Genomic DNA, 26850 nt, shown 5'->3' on the forward strand with positions numbered 1-26850 from the left:
GGAACCCACATGACTGAAAAGTTAAAAAACAGCAAAGAAGTGATTGCATATATTGCTGAATGTTTCCCTAACTGCTTTACTTTAGAAGGTGAAGCAAAACCACTGAAAATTGGAATCTTTCAAGATCTTGCTGAACGTCTAAATGAAGATGAAAAAGTGAGTAAGACTCAACTTCGTGCAGCGTTAAGACAGTACACCTCCTCATGGCGTTATTTACACGGCGTTAAAGCCGGTGCTACTCGTATTGACCTTGATGGTAATTCTTGTGGTGAACTAGAAGAAGAGCATGTTGAGCATGCCAAAACGACTCTAGCTGAAAGCAAAGCTAAAGTTCAAGCACGTCGCAAAGAACAAGCTCAAAAAGCTCGTGAAGAGAACAAGACGAAAGCGAAACCTGCTGCTAAAAAAACGCAGCAAGCTCGTCGTCCTAACAAACCAAAGACCCAAAGACAACAAGCTAAACCTGTTGAAACACGTGCGTTAAATACTGATGAAATTACGATTGGTAACGCAATCAATGTGAATATGGGTCAAGGAAACATGGCAGCGACCATTGTTGAAGTCAATAAGGAAGATGTACGTGTTCAACTTGCTAACGGCCTTCAAATGGTTGTGAAAGCGGAGCACCTACGCGCATAAGGGAGATACTCCTACGCATGAATTGCCGTTCGAAAATGACGCTGATTGCTGCTAGCCTATGGCTGGCAGCATCGGCACAGGCTCTAGAAGCCAAACTAAATAAAGATGACTTACCCACTCTTGCCCCTGAAACCCAGCATGAAACAGCAAGTAAACGAGTAACATCCCGTTTGACACGCTCTCATTATAAGCATTTCAATCTTAATGATGATTTTTCTAAAGCTGTCTTCGACCGCTATGTTGAACTACTTGATTATAATAAGAATATTTTTACTCAATCGGACATAGATTCTTTTAAAGATGCCTCAGTGAGTCTAGATGATCAGCTCAAAGCGGGTAACAATAAAGCGGCCTTTGATATTTATAATCTATCAATGCAAAAACGCTTCGAGCGCTATGCTTATGCACTGACATTATTGGATAATGAAATTAAATTCAATACCGATGATGTGATTGAACTTGATCGCTCAGAAGCTACGTGGCCTAAAGACCAAGCTGAACTGAATGAACTTTGGCGAAAGCGAGTAAAGTACGATGCGCTCAACCTCAAGTTAGCGGGTAAGAAGTGGCCTGAGATAAAAGAGGTTTTAGAGAAGCGTTACAATAATGCAATGAAGCGCATCACTCAAACACACAACGAAGATGCTTTTCAGTTGTATATGAATGCTTTTGCTCGACAAGTTGACCCTCATACTAGCTATTTATCTCCCCGCAATGCAGAACAGTTCCAATCAGAAATGAACTTATCTCTGGAAGGTATTGGGGCCGTATTGCAAATGACAGATGATTATACCGTCATTCGTTCTTTAGTTGCTGGTGGCCCAGCATCGAAGAGCAAAAAATTAGGCGAGGGTGATCGAATCGTTGGTGTTGGTCAAGATGGTGAAAACGTTGTTGATGTGATTGGTTGGCGTTTAGACGATGTTGTTCAGCTAATTAAAGGGCCCAAAGGTACTAAAGTAAATCTTGAAGTTCTCCCAGAAGGCAAAGATGCTAAAAGTTACGTTGTCACGATAGTTCGTGATAAAGTTCGTTTAGAAGATCGTGCAGTAAAATCAGAGATCATTGAGAAAGACGGTAAGAAAATTGGCGTACTTGAGGTGCCAAGTTTTTACGTTGGGCTCTCTAAAGACACAAATAAATTGTTAGCCGAGCTTGAAGAACAGAAAGTCGATGGTGTTATTGTTGACCTTCGTAACAATGGTGGTGGTGCGCTTACAGAGGCCACTGCTCTGACAGGACTTTTCATCAAAGAAGGGCCAGTTGTTCAAGTCCGTGATAGCTATGGGCGAGTGAAGGTCAACGCAGATACAGATGGCCTAATAAGCTACCAAGGTCCATTAACAGTTTTGATAAACCGATACAGTGCTTCAGCCTCAGAAATTTTTGCCGCTGCAATGCAAGATTACAATCGTGCAATTATTCTAGGTGAAAATTCATTTGGTAAAGGGACTGTTCAACAGCATCGTTCGCTCAATCATATCTATGATCTGTTTGATAAAGAATTAGGTTACGTTCAATACACGATTCAGAAGTTCTACCGTATCGATGGTGGCAGTACACAGAATCGAGGAGTTGCACCTGATATTTCTTTCCCCACACCCGTAGATCCGAGTGAAACTGGTGAAAGTGTTGAAGATAATGCGCTCCCTTGGGATAGTATTACCAAAGCAGAATATCAAACATTTCCAAGTAATGAGAAGCTGATAGCTAGTCTTAATGAGCTGCACAATAAACGCATATCACATGAGATGGAGTTCAGTTTTATCAAAGAAGATATTGAGAAATACCGTAAAGAAAAAGACGACAACTTTTTATCTTTGAATGAGAAAACTCGAGAAGCAGAGTCAGATAAAGCAGAATCTGTTCGTTTGGAGCGAATTAATAAGCGACAAGCAACACTTAAGAAAGATGCATTTAAGACTCTGGATGATGTCCCAAAAGACTATGAAGCTCCTGATGTTTATTTGGATGAATCAGTCGAGATAATGGTTGATATGCTAAAAAAATAAAAATCAACCTTTGTAAAACTGGTTACTTTAAGCGAGCTGTTAACCCAGCTCGCTTTTTATTTTATTATGATACTGGTTGCGCTTTTTTTGTCGTTGTGTAAATATTACGCAGAGGTATCTTAATTTTTTGCGATAATTAAATGTGATCTATGTCTAATTAATCGCAATAATGTGAACTAAAGCCTAAGCTAAAAGAAAACAATAGGGATACCGTATGAAATGGTTCATTATTTTCTTTAGCTTATTTTTCTTTGGTACATTCAGTTTCAGCTCTGTAGCTGATAAAGGGGATAAACTCAGCCATTTTGACACTCCTTTTCTTATCGGAGATTGGTATTTATTGAATACTGATGCTGAGAAATCAGCGGAAAACTTCCGTGCGATTAAACTTAGCCTAAGTTCAGATTATTCATTTTCTATTGATATTCAGAAACAAGATTATTCAATTGATCATTGGGAAGGTTTATACAACGCAAATGAAGAAACGCTTGTTCTTGGTTTGCACACTGACCAACCCCAGATATATATCTATTCTAATAACCATAATACCCTAGACCTAAATGGAGTCACTTTTACAAAAGGTATGCCTGAAGCTCTTCCTGGCATATGGCTAAGCTCACATGTTTCTGGTGATGGTGTACTCGCTAACGAAATTAGTCAAATGGAACTTATTTTACAAGCTGATTTTGTTTTTTCCTTTCGAGTTGCTAATGAAAAAGGAGCTGAGTCGATCAAACACGGCGTATTTTATACTGAAGGTGAACACTTAATGTTACTGTATGAACATGGTGAACATGGCACACGATATGAACTAAACCATAATGAACTTACTATTAAAGATTCTAGTGGTGATATGTATGCAATACTTAATCGAGTTATACCAGATTAAAACGTAATCATATTATCGACAGCATTTTTATGGTGTAGATTGTTTGTTAAACGAAATGTGATTCGAAATAACTAAATGGCCTGTTTTTTCGTACAAAGACTTGTATTCTTGACCCACAAGCCCTAAAAATAGCTTATTAAGTGATATCAAGCATTACATCTTAAGTTAATGCTCGACTATTTGTGTGGTTCTAAGAACAAGGATTGAACAAAATGGCTCATACCCCGCAAGCAAAATATCGTAAAGATTACCAAGTACCGTCGCATTTAATCAGTGACATTGACTTAACGTTTGATCTTTATGACAACAATACGATTGTTACTGCAATTTCAAAAATTGAACAGCAAGATAAGTCAAACACGTTAGCGCTCGACGGTGAAGGGCTAGAACTACAATCTTGTAAAGTGAATGGTGAAGAATGGTCCCATCGTGAATTAACCGAATCGTCCTTAATACTTCAGCAGCTCCCAGCAAGCTTTGAATTGGAGATTGTGACAAAAATCGACCCAGAAGCAAATACAGCACTTGAGGGATTATACAAATCTGGTGGTGCTTTCTGTACTCAATGTGAAGCGGAAGGCTTTCGTCGAATTACCTATTACTTAGATCGTCCTGATGTACTCGCGAAATTTACAACAAAAGTAATCGCAGATGAAAAATCCTACCCTTATCTGTTGAGTAATGGTAATCGCATTGCTGAAGGTAAAGATGACTCAGGCCGTCACTGGGTTCAATGGCAAGATCCACATCCAAAACCTGCTTACTTGTTTGCCCTTGTTGCGGGTGATTTTGATGTTTTGAGTGATCAGTACACTACGACGTCTGGTCGTAAAGTCGCTTTGGAAATTTTTGTTGATAAAGGTAATTTGGACCGTGCTGGTCACGCAATGACTTCATTAATCAATTCAATGAAGTGGGATGAAGAGCGATTTGGTCTCGAATATGATCTTGATATCTACATGATCGTTGCTGTCGATTTTTTTAACATGGGGGCAATGGAAAATAAAGGATTGAATGTATTTAACTCTAAGTTTGTATTAGCTAATGACCAAACAGCAACAGATCAAGAATACTTAGGTATTGAAGCCGTTATTGGCCACGAATACTTCCATAACTGGACTGGTAATCGAGTAACATGTCGAGATTGGTTTCAACTAAGTTTAAAAGAAGGATTGACGGTTTTTCGTGATCAGGAATTTTCTTCTGATTTAGGCTCCCGAGCGGTGAATCGTATTGATAATGTGCGGATTATTCGAGGCCCGCAGTTTGCGGAAGACTCAAGTCCAATGTCACATCCAATTCGTCCAGATAAAGTTATTGAAATGAATAATTTTTATACTTTAACTGTCTATGAAAAAGGCAGTGAAGTGATTCGTATGTACCATACTTTACTGGGTGAAGAGGGATTCCAAAAAGGAATGAAGCTTTACTTTGACCGCCATGATGGTACGGCAGCAACCTGTGAAGATTTTGTTTCTGCGATGGAAGATGCGACAGGTGTCGATTTGCAGCAGTTCCGCTTATGGTACAGCCAATCTGGCACGCCGACGTTAATCGTAGAGAGTGAATATAATGCTGATGCTAAAACATTTACTCTTACTGTTGAGCAAAAGACTGAGCCGACCCACGATCAAGCAGAGAAGCAGCCTCTTCATATTCCATTTGATGTCGAGCTTTATGCCCAAGATGGAAGTATTATTCCATTAACGATTAATGGTGAAGCGGTCCATCATGTATTGGATATCAAGCAAGCTAAACAAACTTTTACGTTTGAAAATGTCTCTCAGCAACCTGTCCCTTCATTGTTGCGTGAATTCTCTGCACCGGTGAAACTAGAGTATAACTACAGTGATGACGAGTTGATTTTCCTAATGACACATGCGACCAACGATTTCGCGCGTTGGGACGCCAGTCAAATGCTTCTCGCAAAATACATTCGTCAAAATGTACAACATGTTCAAGCAGATGAAGAACTCCACCTACCTGATGCATTAATTGATGCCTTCAGAGGTGTCCTCCTTGATGCCGATCTTGACCCTGCATTTATCGCACAAGTTTTATCACTGCCATCAATTAATGAAATTATGGGGTGGTATCAACAGATTGATATAGATGCCGTCGACAGTGTTCTAAATGGCATCACAGTGCAACTTGCCACTGCTCTCGAAGAGGAGTTGAGTGCTGTTTACCACACTCTGAATCAAGCTGAATATTCGATTGATCATAAAGCAATTGGTAAAAGGGCGCTTCGTAATCGCTGTTTGCAGCTCTTGGCTTATTCGGAGCAAGGAAATACGTTAACCAAAGCTCAATATGAAATGTCAAATAATATGACGGATACGATTGCTGCAATGAGTGCTGCAAACAATGCCCAGTTGGCTTGCCGCGAATCACTTATGGCTGATTACAGCAACAAATGGAAACACGATGGGTTGGTTATGGATAAATGGTTTGCTCTGCAAGGCAGTAACCCACAAAAAGGGGCCTTGGAAAAGATCAAACAAATTATGCATCATGAAGCCTTTAGTCTAAAGAATCCTAACCGAACTAGGAGTTTAATTGGTTCTTTTCTAAATGCTAACCCAACTAATTTCCATGATAAATCCGGCTCTGGTTATCAATTTGTTGGTGAGATCCTTCACAGACTAAACGATACCAACCCACAAGTTGCATCTCGATTAATTGATCCATTATTAAAATTTCGTAAGTTTGATTTAGAGCGTCAAAATCTCATGCGTAATGAATTAGAAAAACTTAAATCAATGGACAACCTAGCAAAAGATTTATTTGAAAAGGTAACTAAAGCATTAGAAGATTAACTGCCATTATTAATAGTTAATTAAATAATAAACTTTATTAATATTTTAAATACTAGGGCATTTAACTATGCCCTAACCAAAATTCAAAATAACAAGTTTTATGAAACAATATTATTTTTCCCTTAACATCCCTTATCAAACTTTCTTAGCTCATTATTCAGGCACAGCAAAATCAATAAATGTTACAACAGATAAAAACTTAACATTGCAACTTGATGCTATGAAATTAAGGCCTTTTCTTTCGCAGATAGGACTTAAAGGAAGATTTAGACTCACAACAGACCAAAATAATAAGTTTTTAAAGTTAGAAATTCTGTAGAGACGGCTATTTCTATAGATGTAAATAGCTATCTCAGTCACATAATCAAACTTTTTTTCTGTTTCGAATATGATTTGTTGTTAACCATTTGTAGATATGCTTTTACAATGAGCCGATGCATTACCTATGCTTAGTTTTTACATATATTAAAAAACTGAGTACTCATACAAAAAAACAATTCTAATTTGGAGTGTGAATATGACCGTGCGTGAAAATGTAGTGCCGGTTCTACTTGAAAAAGTATACCAACTTATTCAGGACAAACTTGATCTTGCTCACCAGTCACTTGTCACTAAACTAGCTCAACATCTATTTAGTAATATTGCTGATGATGATTTAATCCAGCGGAATGAATCGGATCTTTATGGTGCAGTTCTCAGCCTATGGCATCATATTAATGAGAAGAAACCCGAAGATATTTCTGTCAGAGTCTTTAACCCAGCCGTCAGCCGCCAAGGTTGGCAATCAAATCATACTATTGTAGAAATTGTCGTTCCAGATTCCCCGTTCTTGGTCGACTCTATAAAAATGACATTGGGTCGCTTAGACCTTGTTGCTCACCTGATGTTAAATAACCCGACTCAGATAGCACGTGATAGCAACGGACAGGTTATTGAGTTGAACGGCTCTGAAGGTGCACTCCAATCACTGTTCCATATTGAAGTTGATAGGCTCACTAGCAAAGAAGCAATGCGTGCTCTTAAAGAAGAATTGCTTTCCATTTTATCAGACACTCGTATGGTAGTGAGTGACTGGAAAAAAATGGTAGATAAACTGAAAGAAGTTACGACCGAGCTTGAGCAAAATAAAGCACGAGTTTCAGTGAAAACAGAGCGTTTAGACGAATCTATCGAATATTTGCATTGGCTAGGTGATCACAATTTTACTTTCATGGGATACGTAAAATATGATCTGGTTAATACTGACGGTGATCCAGAGCTTAGACCATTAAAAGAAGAAGGTTTAGGTTTATTCGCGGATCAAACTCGTGTTCGGACATTGAAACTATCAGAGCTCTCAGATTCAGCTCGTTTGGAAGCAGAAAAACCATATGCCTTAATCATTACAAAAGGTAATCAAGCTTCTCACATCCACCGTCCAGCTTATACAGATTACATCGGAGTCAAAACATTTGATGAAAACGGTAAAGTAATAGGGGAGCATCGCTTTACAGGTTTGTACACATCAGCTGTATATAACCAAGCAGTGCAAAGTATTCCTCTCATTCGTGAAAAAGTAGATCGTATCTTAGAAGCGAGTGGATATCGAAAAGGTTCATATTCATATAAAGCATTGCATAACATACTTGAAAACTACCCACGCGATGAATTGTTACAAGCACGTGAGGAAGAGTTGCTCGAAGTGGGTATGGGTGTTGTACAAATGCAAGATAGGGACTTATTGCGCTTATTTGTACGTAAAGACCCGTTTGGCCGTTTCTTTAGCTGCATGGTTTATGTTAACAAAGAGCGATACAACACAGAACTTCGTAGTCAAACTCAACGTATTCTTAAACAGTACTTTGGTTGCGAGCAAGAAGTAGAGTTCACAACCTTCTTCTCTGAAAGCCAATTAGCAAGAACCCACTATATTGTTCGTGTAGATAACAACAATATTGATGTGGATGTGAAAAAAATCGAGAAAAATTTGATGGAAGTATCGACTTCTTGGGATGATCGTCTTAAAGAATCGATCATTGCCAACCTTGGTGAAAGTAAAGGCCTACCTCTTGCAAAAGAGTACATGAGTGCATTCCCTCGTTCATATAAAGAAGATATGATGCCAAGCTCTGCTCTTGATGATATTGAGCGTTTAGAAGCCTTAAGTGATGATAATAAATTAGGCATGCTATTTTATCGCCCACAAGAAGAAAGGGCTGAATCTAAAGCAGTACGCTTGAAATTGTATCATCGTGATGAGCCAATCCACCTTTCTGATGTTATGCCAATGTTAGAAAATATGGGGTTGAGAGTCATTGGTGAATCTCCTTATGAGATCGAGACAAAAAATGGTCAAACATTTTGGATCCTGGATTTCTCAATGCTTCATAAAAGTGAAAATAGCGTAGACTTGCGTGAAGCTCGTGATCGCTTCCAGCAAGCTTTTGCGAATATTTGGGCAGGAAGCTTAGAAAGTGATGGTTTTAACCGTTTGCTACTAGGGGCATCACTATCTGGACGAGAAATTACCATTTTACGTGCTTATGCGCGTTATATGCGTCAAGTGGGTTTCCCATTCAGTCAGCAGTATATTGAGGATACATTAAACCATTACCCAGAACTGGCGACAGGGTTGGTTAACTTATTTATTAATCGTTTTGACCCGAAACATAAAGGCAGCGAAAAAGGTCAGAATGATCTTATCAAGAAGATTACTGAGCAATTAGATCGGGTTGAAAGCTTAGATGATGATCGTATTATTCGTCGTTACATGGAAATGATCATGGCGACTTTACGGACTAACTACTATCAACTAGGTGAAGATAAGCAGCCAAAACCTTGGTTATCGTTAAAAATGAAACCAAGCGAAATCCCAGAGATCCCTCAGCCAGTTCCAGCATTTGAGATCTTCGTTTATGCTCCTGATATTGAAGGTGTTCATTTACGTGGTGGTAAAGTTGCTCGTGGCGGATTACGCTGGTCAGATCGTCAAGAAGACTTCCGTACAGAAATTCTTGGGCTAGTGAAAGCGCAACAAGTAAAAAACACTGTAATTGTACCTGTTGGAGCCAAAGGTGGCTTTGTCTGTAAGAGACAGCATAACTTTACTAATCGCGATGAGATTTTTGCAGAAGGTAAACGATGCTACAAGCGCTTTATCCGAGCTCTATTGGATGTCTCTGATAATATTATTGAAGGTGAAGTCATCCCACCGAAAAATGTAGTACGTCATGATGAAGATGACCCATATTTGGTTGTGGCAGCGGATAAGGGCACAGCAACATTCTCAGATTTAGCAAATTCAGTATCAGAAGAATATAACTTCTGGTTGGGTGATGCTTTTGCTTCTGGTGGATCTAATGGTTATGACCACAAAGCCATGGGGATTACCGCGAAAGGTGGTTGGGAGTCAGTAAAACGTCACTTCCGTGAAATGGGTATTGACTGCCAAACAACCGACTTCACGGCCATCGGTGTCGGTGATATGGCAGGAGATGTTTTTGGTAACGGCATGTTGCTATCAAAGCATATTCGCCTCCAAGCCGCTTTTAACCACATGCACATCTTTATTGATCCAAACCCAGACTCTGCAACGGGTTGGGAAGAGCGTCAGCGATTGTTTAATTTGCCACGTTCAAGTTGGGAAGATTACAATACAGACCTGATTTCTAAAGGTGGCGGCATTTTCTCTCGCCGTAAGAAGTCCATTACATTAACGCCTGAAATTCAAAAAATGTTAGGCACTAAGAAAGCATCTTTAGCACCGAACGACTTGATCAAAATGATCTTGAAAATGAAAGTCGATCTGCTTTGGAACGGTGGTATTGGTACTTACGTTAAAGCATCTAGTGAGACACATACTGACGTTGGTGATCGTGCTAACGACGTGCTTCGTATTGATGGCCATGAGTTAAGAGCAAAAGTTGTTGGCGAAGGTGGTAACTTAGGTATGACTCAGCTAGGTCGTATCGAATATGCGATCAGCGGTGGCCGTGTTAATACTGACTTTGTTGATAACGTTGGCGGTGTAGACTGTTCTGATAATGAAGTTAACATTAAGATATTCTTAAATGGATTGGTCTCAAATGGTGATTTGACTGTCAAACAGCGCAATTTGATTCTTGAATCTATGGAAGATGAAGTGGGTGAAATTGTTCTCGATGATGCCTATTGTCAAGCTGAGTCAATTTCGGTGACTGAATTGCAAGGCGTGAGTGTTGTTAAAGAACAAATTCGCTTTATTCATACAATGGAGAAAGCAGGTTATCTTGATCGTGCACTAGAATACATCCCAGACGATGAAACATTACTAGAACGAGAGAAGCAAGGCATTGGCCTGACACGCCCTGAATTATCGGTGCTTGTCGCATATGGCAAAATGGTTCTTAAAGAGCAGCTAGTTTCTGATGAAATCGCTAATGATGATTTCCATGCAAAACAGTTAACAGCCTACTTCCCAAGTGAGTTACGCCGTAACTATTCTGAGCAAATGATCAATCATCCTTTGCGGGCGGAAATCATTGCAACGGCATTGGCTAACCAATTAGTTAATGAAATGGGTTGCAACTTTGTGACTCGTCTTCAGGAAGAAACTGGTGCAAGTGTTATAGACATTGCAAATGCATATAGCGCGACAAGAGAAATTTTTGGTATCGAAGATATCTTGAAACAAACCAGAGAGCTGGACAACATCGCATCTGCTAACGCTCAGTATGAGATTATGGCTTATACTCGTGGTGCTTTACGTCGAATTTCTCGTTGGTTGCTTCGTAATCGTGCGAGTAAAAGTACTGTATCAGAGCTTGTTGCAATGTATCAACAAGACGTTCGTTTGATAACGGAAGGTCTCGATACTATGCTTGTTGCTTCGGAAGTGGAAGAGCACAATGCACTTGCTCTACAGTGGATAGAACGTGGAGTAGAGGAAAAACTGGCTAATCACGTTGCACGCTTGTCTAGTCTTCAGTCAGCGCTGGATATATCTTCAGTTTCGAGTGAAACAGGTAAGACGGTTCAGCAAGCTTCTAAACTGTACTTTAATCTTGGCGACAGATTATCTTTACACTGGTTCTTGAAGCAAATTAATGGTCAATCTGTTGATAATAACTGGCAGGCCTTGGCCCGTGCTGCTTTCCGTGAAGATTTAGATTGGCAACAACGTCAATTAACCGCACAAGTTCTCACTTGTTCATGTTCAGAGGATATCGATGTTATTGAAGCATTAGAAAGCTGGATGATTTCTAATGAACCATCGCTTCAGCGTTGGGAAAATATCCTGAATGAGTTCAAAGTTGGCTCTATTCATGAGTTTGCGAAGTTCTCAGTGGCACTTCGAGAGTTAGTACTACTTAACTTGAATTGTTCAGCGAAAGACTAAGCTTATCAGCTAAAGGATTAAAAGATAAATTCAAGTTAAACATTACAGCCAGCTTCGTGAGATACGAGGCTGGCTTTTTTATATATTGTGTCAGTAGATCGCAAAAGAATGCTTCTTGAAAAAGTTGTAAACATCAGTAGGAGAGAGGTAGGTGAGAAAACATCTTTATTTCTTTTGTGTTACGTTGTCACTTATTTGTTTTAAGTGGATTTTTTTAAATTAGAGAAAGCTCATCCATTAGAAATGAGTTGCTATTTATCCGAATTTGTTCATTTTCATTGAATAAAGATAAGAAAAAGTAAATAATACCAACCCGTTTATACGGGCTTTTTTCTTTCGGAGGCACAATGCTTTACCGTCTAGCCAGAGCTGGCTTTTTCCAACTTGATGCCGAAAAGGCACATGATCTTGCAATTACAAACTTTCAACGTTTGAATAACACCCCACTTAATTTCTTATATCGTCAAGATATACCTAACCGTTCAGTCCAGTGTATGGGGTTAACTTTCCGCAATCCGGTTGGTCTTGCCGCAGGCTTAGATAAAAACGGAGAATGCATTGAAGCTTTTGATGCGATGGGTTTTGGCTTTGTAGAAGTTGGTACCGTTACACCTCGTCCACAGCCAGGTAATGATAAGCCTCGCTTATTTCGCTTAGTTGAAGCTGAAGCAATCATTAATCGAATGGGTTTTAACAATTTAGGTGTTGATAACCTCGTCGAGAATGTAAAAAAAGCTCAGTTTAATTGTGTCTTAGGTATTAATATTGGTAAAAACAAAGATACACCGATTGAAAAGGGTGCGGAAGATTACCTAATCTGTATGGAGAAGGTTTATCTGTATGCCGGTTATATTGCTATCAATATTTCATCACCTAATACTCCGGGGCTACGTTCACTCCAATATGGTGAAGCTTTAGATGAATTACTTATAGAATTAAAAGCTAAACAGGCAGAGCTTAGTGAGATTCATGATAAATATGTCCCACTTGCCTTAAAAATTGCCCCAGATCTATTGGATGATGAGATTGAACAAATTTGTGCATCATTGATTAAAAATAACATTGATGGTGTTATCGCAACAAACACAACATTAGATCGCTCAATGGTTGGTGGTATGAAGTATGGTAATGAGGCAGGAGGGCTGAGCGGTAGACCAGTGCAGTCACGCTCTACAGAAGTCGTTTGCAAATTACACCAAGAACTAAAAGGCCAAGTTCCAATTATTGGAGTAGGAGGCATTGATTCTTATGTTGCCGCGAAAGAAAAAATGATGGCAGGCGCTAATTTGGTTCAGGTGTATACTGGATTTATCTACCATGGACCCAAATTAGTTCGAAATATAGTAGAGAACTTATAGATTAGGCAATAGCTTACATATGTTATTGATTAATTGTTCATAATAAAGGGGAAGTTTATTTCCTCTTTTTTTTTACTATCGCACTTGTAAAATTAACAACATAGCGTGGGAATTCTATCTACCACCGCAAGAGTCAATGACAAGAGAATATAATCATGCTTAAACCGAGCGACAAATGGAACTGGTATTATGACGAGCAGAAAGCTTGCCTGATGCTTGATCTGGGAGAAGATATGATCTTCCAGACCAATTTGTGTCGTAAGCTCTTGGTGAATTGTGCCTTCTCTAATAATGATTTTACCGTTGATGATGCCAGCGCCTTTCAAACTTACAATGAAAGAATTCGTTGCCTAGAAATCAATGAATACAGACAAGCTGAACTCACTTTATATTGCGTTGCAGCCAGACGATTTCACAAACCAGTACAGCCTAAGAGTTGGTTCTTTGATGCTAAAGGTGAACAATATGTACCTGAAGAAGGGGATATGGTTTCCCTATCAAACCAATATTCAGAAGGTTTGTTCATTGTTCTTGAATCTGGTGGCAGCTCCAGTTTATGTGCTTATGTAGGCCCAGAAGATTTTATTCTTGACGGCCGTAAAATACTCCAGTTTGGTCAGCCCATCAAAGTTATGCATGATCGAATGGAATCGGCAAGCCACCTGTTCGTGAACTCTCGTATTGCTATGGTAGGGTAGGCTTAAACAAGGTTTTCTCATTTCATAGTGTTATTTCCAATTAGACTTTCTACACTCATTGTTACCTTTACCTATTCCCATTTTCCAAGCTGATTACATTTATCCTAGAACCCCCCAATCTTATTTCTACTTCCATGCCTTTATTGGGAAGAAACTTTACATAATAGCTTGCCTAAAAAGTAAATTATTAAGTTAAAAATCATCTGTTCTTTCTGCTAATGAAGCAAATTAGATGTCTCAAAAATGAACGAGAGCACTTTTATTTCATTTTAATGGCTAATTTACCTCCCTTATCCTGCGATTGTTAAGTATAAAAAACACCTGCAACTTCCTCTTTTAACGAAGATTTGGAGTTAAATTACACAATATTTTCAATCTGGTATATACCAGATTGTGTGTGAATAACCATGCATTCATGCATAAAGGGGAATGATTTAAATTACTTTTAGTGTTGTCAATTATTGTTAAGTTGAATGAGCGGTTGGGCTTGTATCAAAACGGGATGATTAAGTGATCGGTATTGATTCAACTAATCCACTAGAACATTGCGACGGGTTGAAACCCTTTGTTAATTTTTTAAAGTAAGTTGTGCAATTATTTATGGTTATTTTTTGTTGATAAATAAGGGCTATGAGTCGGTGTTGTCGTTTGTTTGAACTATCAAAGATAAAAGACCTTTAAATACGAGGCATTACTTTTAAAGTCAGGTATAATTAGAACCATTTTCTATTAACGAAAGAACACTATGAATCAATATCTCGCGGTAACTTCAAATGGCATGGAAAACCTGCTTGTTGAAGAGCTGACCAAACTCGGCATTGAAAATGCGAAACCAGTACAGGCAGGCGTTAAATTTAAAGCGACAAATGAACAAATCTATCGTTGCTGTTTGTGGAGCAGGTTGGCGTCTAGATTTGTACGTGTTTTATCAGAATTCACCTGTAACGATGATATGGACCTTTATTTGTCAACGTCGGCGATAAATTGGGTCAACCAGTTCCATAGTTCCAAACGCTTTGTGGTTGACTTCAATGGTACCAACCGTGAAATTCGCAACAGTCAGTATGGTGCAATGAAAGTTAAGGACGGCATCGTCGATTGTTTTGAAAAGAAAGGCTTACCTCGCCCAAATATCAGCAAAGAGAGTCCAGATATTCGCGTTCATGTTCGTCTTCATAAAGACAAAGCCATACTGGGTGTTGATATGGTTGGTAGTGGACTTCATCAACGTGGCTATCGTCCTGAATCCGGTCGAGCGCCACTTCGTGAAACACTCGCTGCTGCTATCATTATGCGTTGTGGTTGGGACGGTACTCAGTCGATACTCGACCCTATGTGTGGCTCTGGTACATTATTGATAGAAGCGGCGATGATGGCTGCGAATATGGCTCCTGGTGTGAAGCGCAAGCAATGGGGATTTGAGTCTTTAGAAGACTTTGAACCAGAGTTATGGGCTGTTATTAAATCTGAAGCAACTGTTCAAGCTCGTCGAGGTATTAAAAATGTCGACGCTAAGTTCTATGGTTTTGATAACGACCCGAGAGTGTTAAAGGTTGCTCAAGATAATGCTCGTAGAGCCGGGGTTGAAAACCTTATCGAGTTTGCTCAAGGTGATGCTGCGACCATCACTCGTCCAAAAGGTTTTGAAGCGGGTGTGATTGTATCCAACCCACCATATGGTGAACGTTTGGGTACAGAGCCAGGGCTCATTGCACTTTATACAGCTTTCGGTGGTCAACTCAAAGCAGAGTTTGGAGGTTGTAAGGCATCGATCTTTTCTAGTTCAGATGAATTACTAAGTTGCCTTCGCATGCGAGCGGATAAGCAATTCAAACTGAATAATGGCGCGTTACAATGTCACCAAAAAAATTACTCTATTGCCCAACGCAGTGCTGATGAAGTTAAAGGGGTTGATACACAGCAAGTTCAAATTGCTCCTGATTTTGCTAATCGTTTAAAGAAAAATATCGGTAAAATTGGCAAGTGGGCTCGCAAAGAAAAACTGGATTGTTACCGTATTTACGATGCAGATTTACCAGAGTACAACGTTGCTATCGATGTTTATGGTAACCAAATTGTGATTCAGGAATATGCGGCACCTAAGAACATTCCTGAAGAGAAAGCAAAGCGTCGTTTGACTGACATTATCCGTGCAACGATTCAGGTGACAGGTGTTGAAGCAAACAAAGTGGTGCTTAAGGTCCGTGAAAAACAAAAAGGTCGCAACCAATATCAAAAATTAAGTCAAGTATCAGAAACTCTTGAAGTGAATGAGTATGGCGTAAAGCTTATCGTTAACCTTCATGATTATTTGGATACGGGTTTATTCCTTGATCATAAGCTGACGCGTCGTCGCTTGGGCGAAATGGCTCAGGGTAAAGATTTCTTAAACCTATTTGCATATACAGGAAGTGCTACGGTTCATGCCGCAGTAGGCGGGGCCCGTTCAACTACTACGGTTGACATGTCTAACACTTACCTTAACTGGGCGAAAGATAACATGCAGTTAAATGGCTGCATTGGTCGCCAACATAAGTTTGAACAAGCCGATTGTCTGCAGTGGTTAGAGAATGCGAAAGGGGAATATGATCTTATTTTTATTGATCCTCCAACATTTTCAAATTCGAAACGCATGGATACTTCTTTTGATGTCCAACGTGATCACATCAAGTTGATGACCGAACTCAAACGATTATTGCGTCTTGGGGGGACAATCGTATTCTCCAATAACAAGCGTCATTTTAAAATGGATGAAGAAGGTTTAACGGCATTGGGACTAACAGCGAAAAATATTTCGTCTCAGACGCTCCCGTTAGACTTTTCACGCAATAAACATATCCATAATTGCTGGCTTGTCACCCACACGGAATAAATTCACAGTACAATAAGGATAGCAAAAACGTGCTGACTTTATATAGCACAGAAGGTTGCCATTTATGTGAAATGGCACTTTCTATTGTAGATCAGCTTGGTCTCAGCAAGGAAACAAATATCATTGACATCGTTTTTGATGACGATTTATTTTCTCGTTACGGTGTCACTATACCGGTTTTAAAATATCAAGATTCAGAATTGAACTGGCCGTTTGATACTGAACAACTTACATATTGGTTGGACAATAATGGCATTACTTACCATTCATAACGCACAGCTCGCCTTTGGTGATCATCCACTGCTTGACAAAGCAGAATTCGCATTACAAGAAAACGAACGAGTTTGTTTAGTGGGCCGCAATGGGGCGGGAAAATCAACACTCATGAAGGTGCTTGCTGGAGAGATAGTCTTGGATGATGGAAAAATCCAAATCACCCAAGATGTGATCGTTTCGCGTCTAGAACAAGATCCTCCACGTAATCAGGAAGGAAACGTATATGATTATGTTTCTGGTGGCCTTGCGGAAATTGGTAAACAATTAAAGATTTACCATGACCTGCTTGATCTTGTTGGTCAAGATCCGAGTGAAAAAAATATCAATCGACTGGCTAAGGTGCAAGAGCAACTCGATCACTTAAATGCTTGGCGTTTTGACGACCGCGTTAAGAATGTGCTTGCGGCTTTAAAGTTAACAGCTGAAACTAAGTTGACCGATTTATCTGGTGGTTGGCAACGAAAAGCTGCGCTTGCTCGAGCTTTAGTGTGCGACCCTGATGTACTTCTGCTTGATGAACCAACCAACCATCTCGACGTGACTACCATTGAGTGGTTAGAAACTTTCTTAAAAGATTTTAAGGGTTCAATTATCTTTATTTCTCACGATCGTACATTCATTAAATCGATGGCGACCCGTATTGTTGATCTCGATAGAGGGCAGTTAGCTTCTTTCCCTGGTAACTATGATCAGTACCTTGTTGATAAAGAAGAAATGCTTCGTGTTGAAGAAATGCAGAATGCAGAGTTTGATAAGAAACTTGCTCAAGAAGAAGTGTGGATTCGTCAAGGTATAAAAGCTCGTCGCACTCGAAATGAAGGCCGTGTTCGTGCCCTGAAGAAACTTCGTGAAGAGCGTAGAGACCGCAGAGAGGTTCAAGGCAAGGTTAACCTCAACGTTGATGATGCATCTCGTTCAGGAAAAATTGTGTTTGAAGCAGAAAATGTTTCCTTTTCGTTTGAAGGTAAACCGATCGTTTCCGACTTCAGTTTTAATATTATGCGCGGTGATAGAATTGCATTGATAGGTCCGAACGGGTGTGGCAAAAGTACGGTACTTAAACTGTTATTAGGTCAGCTTGAAGCACAGCAGGGGCGCTTACATTGTGGTACCAAATTGGAAGTGGCGTATTTCGACCAATATCGTGAAATGTTGGATCCTGAGAAAACCGTCATTGATAATTTAGCTGACGGCAAACAAGAAGTGATGGTCGGTGGGCGCCAACGACACGCATTAAGTTACCTACAAGATTTTTTATTTGCACCGAAGCGAGCTAGAACCCCAGTTAAAGCACTTTCCGGTGGTGAAAAAAACCGCCTTTTACTAGCGCGTATATTACTGAAACCTAATAATTTATTGATTCTTGATGAACCAACGAATGATTTAGATATCGAAACATTGGAACTTTTAGAAGAAATGCTTGCCAATTATCAGGGTACGTTACTTCTTGTAAGTCATGATCGTGAGTTTGTTGATAACACCGTTACTACTAGCTGGATTTTCGAAGGCAATGGTATTATTGAAGAGTTTGTCGGTGGTTATCACGATGCCAAGCAGCAGCGAGATCAGGTAATTGCTTCACGCGGAGTCATCAATGAAGCCATTAGTAAAAAAGAAAAAGTGGTTGAGGAGACGCCCAAAACTGCAGTATCTAAGAATAATTCGAAGAAGTTATCATATAAGCTTCAACGAGAGCTTGAGTCTTTACCTGTTTTATTAGAGACACTAGAGTCAGATATTGAAACATTGCAGACACAAGTGAATGACCCAGAGTTCTTCACTAAGTCTGTAGATAAAACCCAACAAATATTAGAGCAACTTGCTGCAAAAGAGCAGGAGTTGGAAATTGCGTTCGAGCGATGGGAAGAACTCGAAGCTATGCAACAGGACAATTAATTATTTTATGAATAGTCGTGATACAATCAAACTAACCACAATCGCATTGTGTGTGGGCACTGCATTTCATGCTAATGCTGCGCTTTATAATGTTTTCGAAAAACAATCACCTGAAGGCAATGATGATAAAACATATGGTGTTGCTATCTCTAAATCACCAGCTGAATCACAGTCCTGTTGGACTTCTGCTTGTGATGAAAACTCGTCTTATTTTGGTTTAGAAGTAAAACGCCACGAAGAGGGGTTCAGCTATCGCAGTGAAGTACCTTTTGATATCGGCAATGGATTTGATTACTTAGCGGATGGTCACAATGGTTTTGAAGACTACTGCGAGGATTATTTGGGTTATACCGATGGAAATTGCAATGATTTCTTCGCTGTTCAACAGTACGACAAAGGTTACAAGAATGAGGTGGATGGGAATTATAACAATTCTATTGCTTACCTTTTCAAAGAAGACGGCTCTAACGAACTTGTTCCAAATGAACAACCATTAAATGCTGTCATTAATCAGATTTCTGCTGATGGCAAGGTAACAGGCAGCCAAAGAACAGAAACAACACGAAATGTTGGGTTTTCCAGTGACATATTCCTCCCGACGGGTGATGACGAGCGTACTCAAGCCTTTGCTCGTCTGGTACACGGCGATAAAACTTATATTTCGGGCAGTATTTCTTATAAAAAAAACTATAAATACTGGTACTCTAAAGCTACATTCTGGCAATTAGACTCAAAGGGTGAAGTCATTGATTTAGTTCACAGCTTTGATTGGAATGGTGGCAAAGATTTGGATGACAAACGTACATCCAACGGTAGTATCCGTGACTTAGTCGCTATCGGTGATGCTGTTTACGGTGTCGGTTATAACTCGAATGACGATGAAGAACCAGTAGCTACTGTGTTTAGCAATCTGCAAAAGGGTAAAGAAGCAATCTCTATTCCTCTGCCAGACCAAAAAAACTATCAAAACAGCATTCTTCACACGGTCAATGAGAACGGCCTTGCAGTCGGAACCGCTAAGTATCGTCCCAAAAATGGCGGCTCTGGTTTTGGCCGTGCTTATCCTAACCGCCTATTTTATGTTGAGAAGATCAATGGAAGTGCATTGAATTATCATTACGTAAAAGATAACGATGAAAGAGTTTTATTTGATGGTGCAAACACAAAAGTTGGGGCTATCAATAACTTCAATGAACTCGTTGGTGCAGTTGACTTTGAAAAGCATGCCGAAATTGATGGTAAACCAAGAGCACAAAGGGCTTTTATTACCACTTTGCTTCCTAGTGAAAATGGCCGTTATGAAAATATCTATCGTAGTAAATCATGGTTCTTAGACGATTTGACCAATGGCTCGAATTCAGAAACAGAAAATAACCAGTACCGTGTTATTAATGCGACCGACATTAACGATCAAGGTATCATTTCTGCAACAGCAATGAAATGTGAAGGTGGTTATCAATCAACGGCTCATGATTCTCTGTGTGATAAGACAGAACAGATAGTCGCCGTTCAACTTGTTCCTATTAAAGGGGCGAGTCAAACCGACATTACTGAGCGAACCATAGAAGATAATTACTCTGAGCGTAAAGGTGCTGGCTTAGGTTGGTTGGCTTTGACTATGCTTTGCTTGTTTGGGTTCCGTAGAAAATAAAAACTCTTTTTTGAAATCAAGCAGAGTCTCACAAAAATGAGACTCTGCTTTTTTTGGCCTTGTGAAAATATCAAAACTGGACGATTATTTTAGTTGGAGTAATCAAAGCTCCACAAAAAATTCATATTTACAGCTGTACGTTAGTTAATAGATCTGTATGAGGAATTCACTATGAAGAGACAAAAACGTGATCGCCTAGAACGAGCCCAATCACAAGGCTTTAAAGCTGGACTGAATGGAAGATCTCAAGAAGCGTGTCCATACCAACAAGTTGATGCTCGTTCGTATTGGCTCGGCGGTTGGCGTGATGCCAGAGATGAGAAGTACTCTGGGCTCTATAAATAAAATTACCCCTCTACATACTACTAAGGCTTTATACCAGTTTAGGCTCTCCTCGTTGAGAGCCTTTTCAATTAAACCGTTTTCCAGTTCATATTAATTACGAACGTTCAGATTTAGGTTTACTTTTTTGATGTCGAAAACCTTAAATTAGAAACTTGAAGTATCTTGGAATAATCCGACTTTAAGGTCTTTCGCCACGTAAATTTCTTTACCATCAACGCAAACACGCCCATCAGCCAATCCCATAACGAGTCTACGGTTAACGACACGTTTCATGTGAATTTCGTATGTTACTTTTTTGGCTGTTGGTAAGATCTGGCCTGTGAATTTTACTTCACCAACCCCGAGTGCACGGCCTTTTCCTTTACCTCCAACCCAGCCAAGGAAGAAACCGACTAGTTGCCACATTGCGTCAAGTCCAAGGCAGCCAGGCATGACTGGGTCCCCAGGGAAGTGGCAATCAAAGAACCAAAGATCAGGAGTAATATCCAGTTCAGCAAGAATGAGACCTTTACCAAAGTCGCCTTCTGTTTCAGACATTTTCGTTACTCGATCCATCATTAGCATGTTTGGTGCAGGAAGCTGTGGGTAACCCGGTCCAAACAACTCCCCACGGCTTGATGCGAGAAGGTCGTCACGATTATAAGAATCACGTTTGTTTTGCATTATCAATTACTCCGATTTTTGATACTCGCATCTTAAGTGAACACGTGTACGCTAAACAACTCCGATCAGTACTTGACGAACCAGTTTTTGATGCGTTCCACAAGTCCTACTGGATGCTCATGTCTTTCAAAATTTTCTATACGCTCAGCTATCTTACCAATAATGCTATCATCCTCACCTCGGAATGGTTGTGATGTTAACAAAGGGATTGCTTCATCAACGGTTGACACCGACCAAATATGGAAGTTACCATTTTTAATGCTTTCTATTACTTCTTTATGTAATGCAAGATGTTTTAAGTTTGTTTTAGGCATAATGACACCTTGCTTACCAGTAAAACCTTGGTGTTTACATACACGATAAAACCCTTCGATTTTCTCATTCAGTCCACCCACAGCTTGAACTCGGCCAAATTGGTCAACAGCACCGGTCACAGCAATTTGTTGATCCACAGGTGATTCGGATAATGCGCTCACCAAACAACAAAGTTCAGCAAGAGAAGCACTATCACCATCAACTTCACTGTAAGATTGTTCAAAAACGACGGAAGCAGAATAAGGGAGTGGTTCATCCAAATTCAATGCAGAGCTAACAAAAGCCTGCATGATCATCATTCCTTTTGCATGGAGGTTTCCTCCAAGCTCTGCTTTACGTTCTACATCTGATATATCGCCATCACCAAAATGTATCACGCAAGAAATTCGAGCTGGTTCACCATAAGAAATGGGGTGTCCGGCCATATCGATAACAGTTAAGCCATTAATCTGACCAACTTGTTTACCTGTGGTTTCGATGATGACTTGACCGTCAAGAATATCGTCAATTGCACGTTGAGGAAGATAGGATTCACGATGGTATTTATCTTCTATGGCTTCATCAACGGCTGAAAACCCAATTGTCTCTGCTTCGTTAAATTGTGTAGCTAGACCTAACAATTGATTATGCCACATTAAGTTCAGTGGTAAATAATGTTGATCCTCTGTACAGCGCATACCTGCTAAAATCAATCTTTTGAAGGCTTCATTATGCAGTTTAGGGAAACAATATCTTGAGCATATCCAATGAACCATACCAATGTAACGTTTGAGGTTTTCTTGGGAAAGGTGAATATCTTCTTCTACTTCTGCATACATTGCCATACCTGCAGACAAGTCACTATCTAAGTATTCAAGATCTGCTAGTTGGTTGCGGTCACCACTGATCACAAGCTTTACTTGGTATTTTTTTGCTTCTATTGCAGGGAAGGCTGCAAGACGGGTCGGAGTAACATTAAGTGGTATAAAAGCCAATCCATTAATATGTGATTTGATACTTGGCCACAAAGCTGGGTTGGCTAAGATTAAATTAGCTGGAATAACTAAGTATCCTTTATTGGCTTGGGCGATGAGTCCATTTTCAAAAGTGACTTGTCCCTCTTGGTCAACACAGTAGCGATCGAACAGTACTTTGGCATCGAGTGATTCAGCACGGATAACAGGTGCAGACACCTCTTGTTGAAATGCACTACAGATCAATTCACGGTAAGTGGAATTATCTGGTCCATTTATCAATAAAGTTCGAGTTAGGCCTTTAAGGTTGATAAAACGCGCAATTGTAGCAGCGAGTCGAGGTTGAAGTTCTAAAAAATGTTGTTCGGGTAGTGAAGAAGCTTGGTTTAAGATTGCTTCGTACTGCTCAAAGCTTGGGGTGACATCTTGCCAATTCAGTTGGTTCATTCAAATTCATCATCATTCAATATTGCCCCCATTATAGCGAACTGGGCAATAACTCCCTAGCATCAATTGGCTTAATCACTCGTTAGAATCACAATAAATCTAAGAGTTGACTTAAATTCGATAATATTGACTACGTACAATCAAGATTATTCGAAATTAATGGATAAAGCATTCAGACTCAAGGGCAAGCACATCTATAATTATAGGTAAAGTATGATGGTGTAGATAAGAAATTCAGCATCAATACGAAAAGAGAAAAACATGCTTCAATTATGGTTACTTACTCAACAATTAAATGATTAAGACTGATAGTTTTATGAGTTTTTATTGCTGGTTATGCATTAGTGAGTTACGCTGTAACTAGAAGTTTAAAAAGGGTCTTACGGATGAAATATCAGCAGCTTGATAATCTAGAATGTGGTTGGAAGTGGAACTACTTAATTAAAAAGTGGAAAGAAGGTGAATCGGTTACTCGATATATTGACACCAGCGAAGCTGACGCAGCAGTCTTGGAATTACGCAGTATCGAGCATGAGCCAACAAAAGTGCTACAGTGGATCGATAGTCATATGTCTCAAGAGCTTGATAACAAACTTAAGCAAGCAATAAGAGCAAAGCGTAAGCGCCACTTTAATGCCGAGCAAGTACATACTAAGAAAAAATCCATAGATCTTGATTACAGAGTGTGGGAAAAATTGGCAACAAGAGCTAATGAGTTAGGTTGTACACTCTCCGATGCTATTGAGTATCTATTATCAGAAGCATCCAGAAGCGAAAAAGCCAGTTTAAAAGTCTCATCCATAAAAGAAGATCTCAGTAAATTACTATCGAGTTAATCAGGTTTCGTTTATTCGGTTTTGTTAATCAGGGAGTGTTACAAATGTTTTATGTTATCTTAATCGCTGCAGTTGTTATTTTCTTACTCATTTTTGTCGATAGGCCGGTACTTAAAGCCCGTTTTAGAAATGGCCACATCATTTCAGTTCAGGGGCACATGCCGCCGACTTTAAAACATAATCTACAGGAAATTGGAGAGCGTGAACCATTTGACGGTATACTGAGAGCCTATAATGCAACTCCTAGTATGCGTTTAGTCTTTTCAAAAGATATTCCTAAGAAAACCCAGCAACATATTCGAAATGTTTTCCCTCATCAGTGTTTTCCTCAAAAAGGTAAAAAGCGGGCTTGATTGCCAGCTAACCATTAAAAGCTGTTGTTAGAAGGGCTGATTATAAAAGATCATGGTTAGCACTTGTGTCATAATCAAGCCCAAATGATTAAAGTTATAATTGTTTAAAGGGTGCAATACCAATTATAACTTTTAGCGCACAGCTGATTGCGATAATGCAAATTTAAGTTTTTCTTGAAGCTCACGTTTTTTTTCTTCACGTGTCTTTATACCTAGTAGTCTCTTCATCCATTCCATGATGCAATCCCATAAGTAATACTACATATACTACGAGCGAAACACATTCTGTATTCAGCTAAGCTAAATATTAGTTTTTGATGCTTATTTTATGATTAATTATTATGAATATTAGACTGATGTCATGCTTTCAAATGAAAATTTTGTCGCATTATGATCTTGAAGAGAGCAATTGAATTTTGTCGATGTTTTATTGAAATTTAAAGTATTCCAAAGATGTTGAAATACTTTTTAATCATTGATGAATTGGTGTAAATTTAATAAAATCAATAATTTAAAGTTAATGTGGTTACTAGTTATCAATGAAAAAACGTTTTAGGGAATCAATTTTAAGTAATAATGCTTTGTATACAGAAGTTTGTTTGAAAAATCTCGCCTGTTCAACATTACTATTCATGTTTAGCTGTGGTGCATCAGGGGCTATTCAACCAAAAACTATACCAAATATTGTCGGTGGAAAAGAAGTTGTAGCCGAATCGAGTACCTTTATGGTCTCATTAGGTATGGGAAACGCATCGGATGCTCATGAACGACATTTTTGTGGAGGAACTTACCTTGGGGGACGTTATGTTTTAACTGCAGCCCACTGTTTATTTACTGATGAAGTCCCCGATGATGCAAGTGATATCGATGTAACGATCGGAACAAACGATCTTCTAAATCAAAATGCACAAACATTCCCGGTGATTCAATATTATTTACACAGTGGTTATGATGAACGTTCAGCCATAAATGACATTGCTATTATTGAGCTTGAAGACGATATTCAAGATGAAATCAATATTAAAGCGGTCCAATTTGCTTCTGAGGAATCAGTAAAACAATTGATTTCACACACAAGTCAATTGACTGTTTTAGGTTGGGGAAAAGATGAAACGGGTCAGATTTCTACTCAGCTCAAAAAAGTAGAATTGTCATTTGTTGATCAAGGTATTGCTTGTCAAAATTTAGGGTTTCCTGAATCACTGGAGTCTGTTATTTGTGTTGGAGACCCAATGAGTGGAAAAGACTCATGCAAGGGGGACAGTGGTGGACCAATCGGTTACTATCAAGACTATCATTTTATGCAAGTCGGAATTGTGAGTATAGGTTCTTCATGCGAAGACAATGGTGGAATTGGTCTCTATACCAGAGTGAATGATTTTATTAAGACTGGTTGGATCAAATCATTTAGTTCTGGTGTTCGATATTGGAAAGATATCTATCTTCCTTTTAATGATGCTAGTTATGGATTTACTATTCCAGTACAAAATCTAAGCTCCCATCCTATCGCACTTTATATTGAAGATGCAGTTCTGCCGGAGGGAGTTGAGATAGAAGATCATAATTGTCAACAGCCGCTAGGTGCTTACCATGGAGACTGTTTCATTGATATGCTGGTGGACACTACGGTTATCAATAAAGACTCAAGAAATACAGTATTTAATATTGGCACCAACCATCCAGACATCCCGGAACTTGAATTTAACGTTGTTCACCATTTTTCATCAACTGAGCCATAGTAACTAAAAACGAATCTTACTAATTAACTGTAAAACTCTCTTTTTGGATATTTATATCTTTTAATCTGTATTTAAGTGTGATCTTGATTAGAAAGAGGAGGGAGTTTTACCTTTTTCATATGCTACAATTTTTTAATATTATTATAAAACTTTACCTAAAGAGAGTGACTTGAGGAGTAAATTTTGGCGATTATGATTATGGCAATGTCATTAGTATGCATTATCTACCTGTTTACAAGAGTCGAAAGCAAGCCAATAAATAAAAGAGTTACTTCTGGCCCAAAACAGCAAGAAACAGAAATCAATTTTCCCCTTGTTAATAGCGTTACTCAAGACAAGTACGAACTAAATATTCATAAATATCAAGTTTATTTAGAAAACAATAATCAGAGAATCTTTCATAATATTTTGAAAGAAATGCTGCCTTCAGAATACAATGTTCACTGTCAAGTTTCTCTTTTATCATTAGTAAAACCAGTTAAAATTAAAGATTGCTCATGGGCTAAGGCTGTTGACTTTGTTATTACTGATGAGCATTCAAGAATAATGGCTCTGATTGAACTGGACGACTCTAGAGTATGTATAGAGGGAAGTGAAACAATCATAGCTCCAGAAGTCAGTAATGTATTAAAAAGTAATTTTGTTTTTTTAAAATTTGAAGTTAAAAAAACGTATGATAAAGAACTTATTGAAGAATTAATTAGCAAGCGTGTTGGGATTAAATGTAATGTAT

At 39.1% G+C, this 26850-nt stretch carries 19 protein-coding genes; 17 read left to right on the forward strand and 2 right to left on the reverse strand.

The window, feature by feature from the left end; all coding sequences use genetic code 11:
• Window positions 1-9: 9 nt before the first annotated feature.
• From proQ to rmf, 13 genes are all read left to right on the forward strand, one after another.
• Window positions 10-639, forward strand: coding sequence for an RNA chaperone ProQ (gene proQ / locus VSA01S_RS15430; RefSeq protein ID WP_039982678.1), 630 nt, complete (start codon window positions 10-12; stop codon window positions 637-639).
• A gap of 17 nt (window positions 640-656) precedes the next feature.
• Entirely contained in the window at window positions 657-2651 is a 1995-nt protein-coding gene (gene prc, locus VSA01S_RS15435; protein ID WP_039982676.1) for a carboxy terminal-processing peptidase, read from the forward strand.
• A 214-nt stretch (window positions 2652-2865) separates the two neighbouring features.
• Window positions 2866-3540, forward strand: a complete 675-nt coding sequence (locus VSA01S_RS15440; RefSeq protein ID WP_039982675.1) for a hypothetical protein — start codon at window positions 2866-2868, stop codon at window positions 3538-3540.
• A 212-nt stretch (window positions 3541-3752) separates the two neighbouring features.
• A complete protein-coding gene (gene pepN / locus VSA01S_RS15445) occupies window positions 3753-6359 on the forward strand; it encodes an aminopeptidase N (RefSeq protein ID WP_039982674.1) in 2607 nt (868 codons plus the stop codon).
• A 100-nt stretch (window positions 6360-6459) separates the two neighbouring features.
• Window positions 6460-6678 (forward strand): DUF2835 domain-containing protein, encoded by a 219-nt coding sequence (locus VSA01S_RS15450; protein ID WP_083932304.1) that lies wholly within the window; start codon window positions 6460-6462, stop codon window positions 6676-6678.
• 198 nt (window positions 6679-6876) lie between these two features.
• A complete protein-coding gene (locus VSA01S_RS15455; protein ID WP_039982673.1) occupies window positions 6877-11715 on the forward strand; it encodes an NAD-glutamate dehydrogenase in 4839 nt (1612 codons plus the stop codon).
• Window positions 11716-12062: 347 nt separating this feature from the next.
• Entirely contained in the window at window positions 12063-13073 is a 1011-nt protein-coding gene (gene pyrD, locus VSA01S_RS15460) for a quinone-dependent dihydroorotate dehydrogenase (protein ID WP_039982671.1), read from the forward strand.
• 155 nt (window positions 13074-13228) lie between these two features.
• Window positions 13229-13771 carry a cell division protein ZapC gene (locus VSA01S_RS15465; RefSeq protein ID WP_039982670.1) on the forward strand — a complete coding sequence of 181 codons (543 nt, stop codon included), beginning with the start codon at window positions 13229-13231 and terminating at the stop codon, window positions 13769-13771.
• Between the two features lie 745 nt (window positions 13772-14516).
• Entirely contained in the window at window positions 14517-16643 is a 2127-nt protein-coding gene (rlmKL, locus tag VSA01S_RS15470) for a bifunctional 23S rRNA (guanine(2069)-N(7))-methyltransferase RlmK/23S rRNA (guanine(2445)-N(2))-methyltransferase RlmL (RefSeq protein WP_039982669.1), read from the forward strand.
• A 29-nt stretch (window positions 16644-16672) separates the two neighbouring features.
• A complete protein-coding gene (locus VSA01S_RS15475) occupies window positions 16673-16915 on the forward strand; it encodes a glutaredoxin family protein (RefSeq protein ID WP_039982667.1) in 243 nt (80 codons plus the stop codon).
• Window positions 16893-18815, forward strand: a complete 1923-nt coding sequence (locus tag VSA01S_RS15480) for an ABC transporter ATP-binding protein (RefSeq protein ID WP_039982666.1) — start codon at window positions 16893-16895, stop codon at window positions 18813-18815. The genes VSA01S_RS15475 and VSA01S_RS15480 overlap by 23 nt, the downstream gene beginning before the upstream one ends.
• A gap of 7 nt (window positions 18816-18822) precedes the next feature.
• The gene (locus tag VSA01S_RS15485) at window positions 18823-20466 is read left to right on the forward strand and encodes a DUF3466 family protein (RefSeq protein WP_039982665.1); all 1644 of its coding nucleotides are present in this window, start codon (window positions 18823-18825) and stop codon (window positions 20464-20466) included.
• Between the two features lie 171 nt (window positions 20467-20637).
• Window positions 20638-20811 carry a ribosome modulation factor gene (gene rmf / locus VSA01S_RS15490; RefSeq protein WP_039982663.1) on the forward strand — a complete coding sequence of 58 codons (174 nt, stop codon included), beginning with the start codon at window positions 20638-20640 and terminating at the stop codon, window positions 20809-20811.
• A gap of 144 nt (window positions 20812-20955) precedes the next feature.
• On the opposite strand, the gene fabA is transcribed toward rmf, so the two are convergent.
• Window positions 20956-21474: a bifunctional 3-hydroxydecanoyl-ACP dehydratase/trans-2-decenoyl-ACP isomerase gene (gene fabA, locus VSA01S_RS15495; protein ID WP_039982662.1), complete on the reverse strand. Its 519-nt coding sequence runs from the start codon at window positions 21472-21474 to the stop codon at window positions 20956-20958.
• A 65-nt stretch (window positions 21475-21539) separates the two neighbouring features.
• Window positions 21540-23189 (reverse strand): S16 family serine protease, encoded by a 1650-nt coding sequence (locus VSA01S_RS15500; RefSeq protein WP_039982661.1) that lies wholly within the window; start codon window positions 23187-23189, stop codon window positions 21540-21542.
• 386 nt (window positions 23190-23575) lie between these two features.
• Between VSA01S_RS15500 and matP the strand changes: the two genes are divergently transcribed.
• From matP to VSA01S_RS15520, 4 genes are all read left to right on the forward strand, one after another.
• Complete coding sequence (gene matP, locus VSA01S_RS15505) at window positions 23576-24025, forward strand: macrodomain Ter protein MatP (protein WP_039982660.1); 450 nt, start codon at window positions 23576-23578, stop codon at window positions 24023-24025.
• 44 nt (window positions 24026-24069) lie between these two features.
• A complete protein-coding gene (locus tag VSA01S_RS15510; protein WP_039982658.1) occupies window positions 24070-24378 on the forward strand; it encodes a DUF3634 family protein in 309 nt (102 codons plus the stop codon).
• Window positions 24379-24917: 539 nt separating this feature from the next.
• Window positions 24918-26117 carry a S1 family peptidase gene (locus VSA01S_RS15515; protein ID WP_039982657.1) on the forward strand — a complete coding sequence of 400 codons (1200 nt, stop codon included), beginning with the start codon at window positions 24918-24920 and terminating at the stop codon, window positions 26115-26117.
• Between the two features lie 192 nt (window positions 26118-26309).
• Window positions 26310-26850: DUF2726 domain-containing protein (locus VSA01S_RS15520; RefSeq protein WP_244949877.1), on the forward strand; the 541-nt coding region annotated here is incomplete at its 3' end.

Source organism: Vibrio sagamiensis NBRC 104589 (assembly GCF_007990935.1).
GTDB lineage: Bacteria > Pseudomonadota > Gammaproteobacteria > Enterobacterales > Vibrionaceae > Vibrio > Vibrio sagamiensis.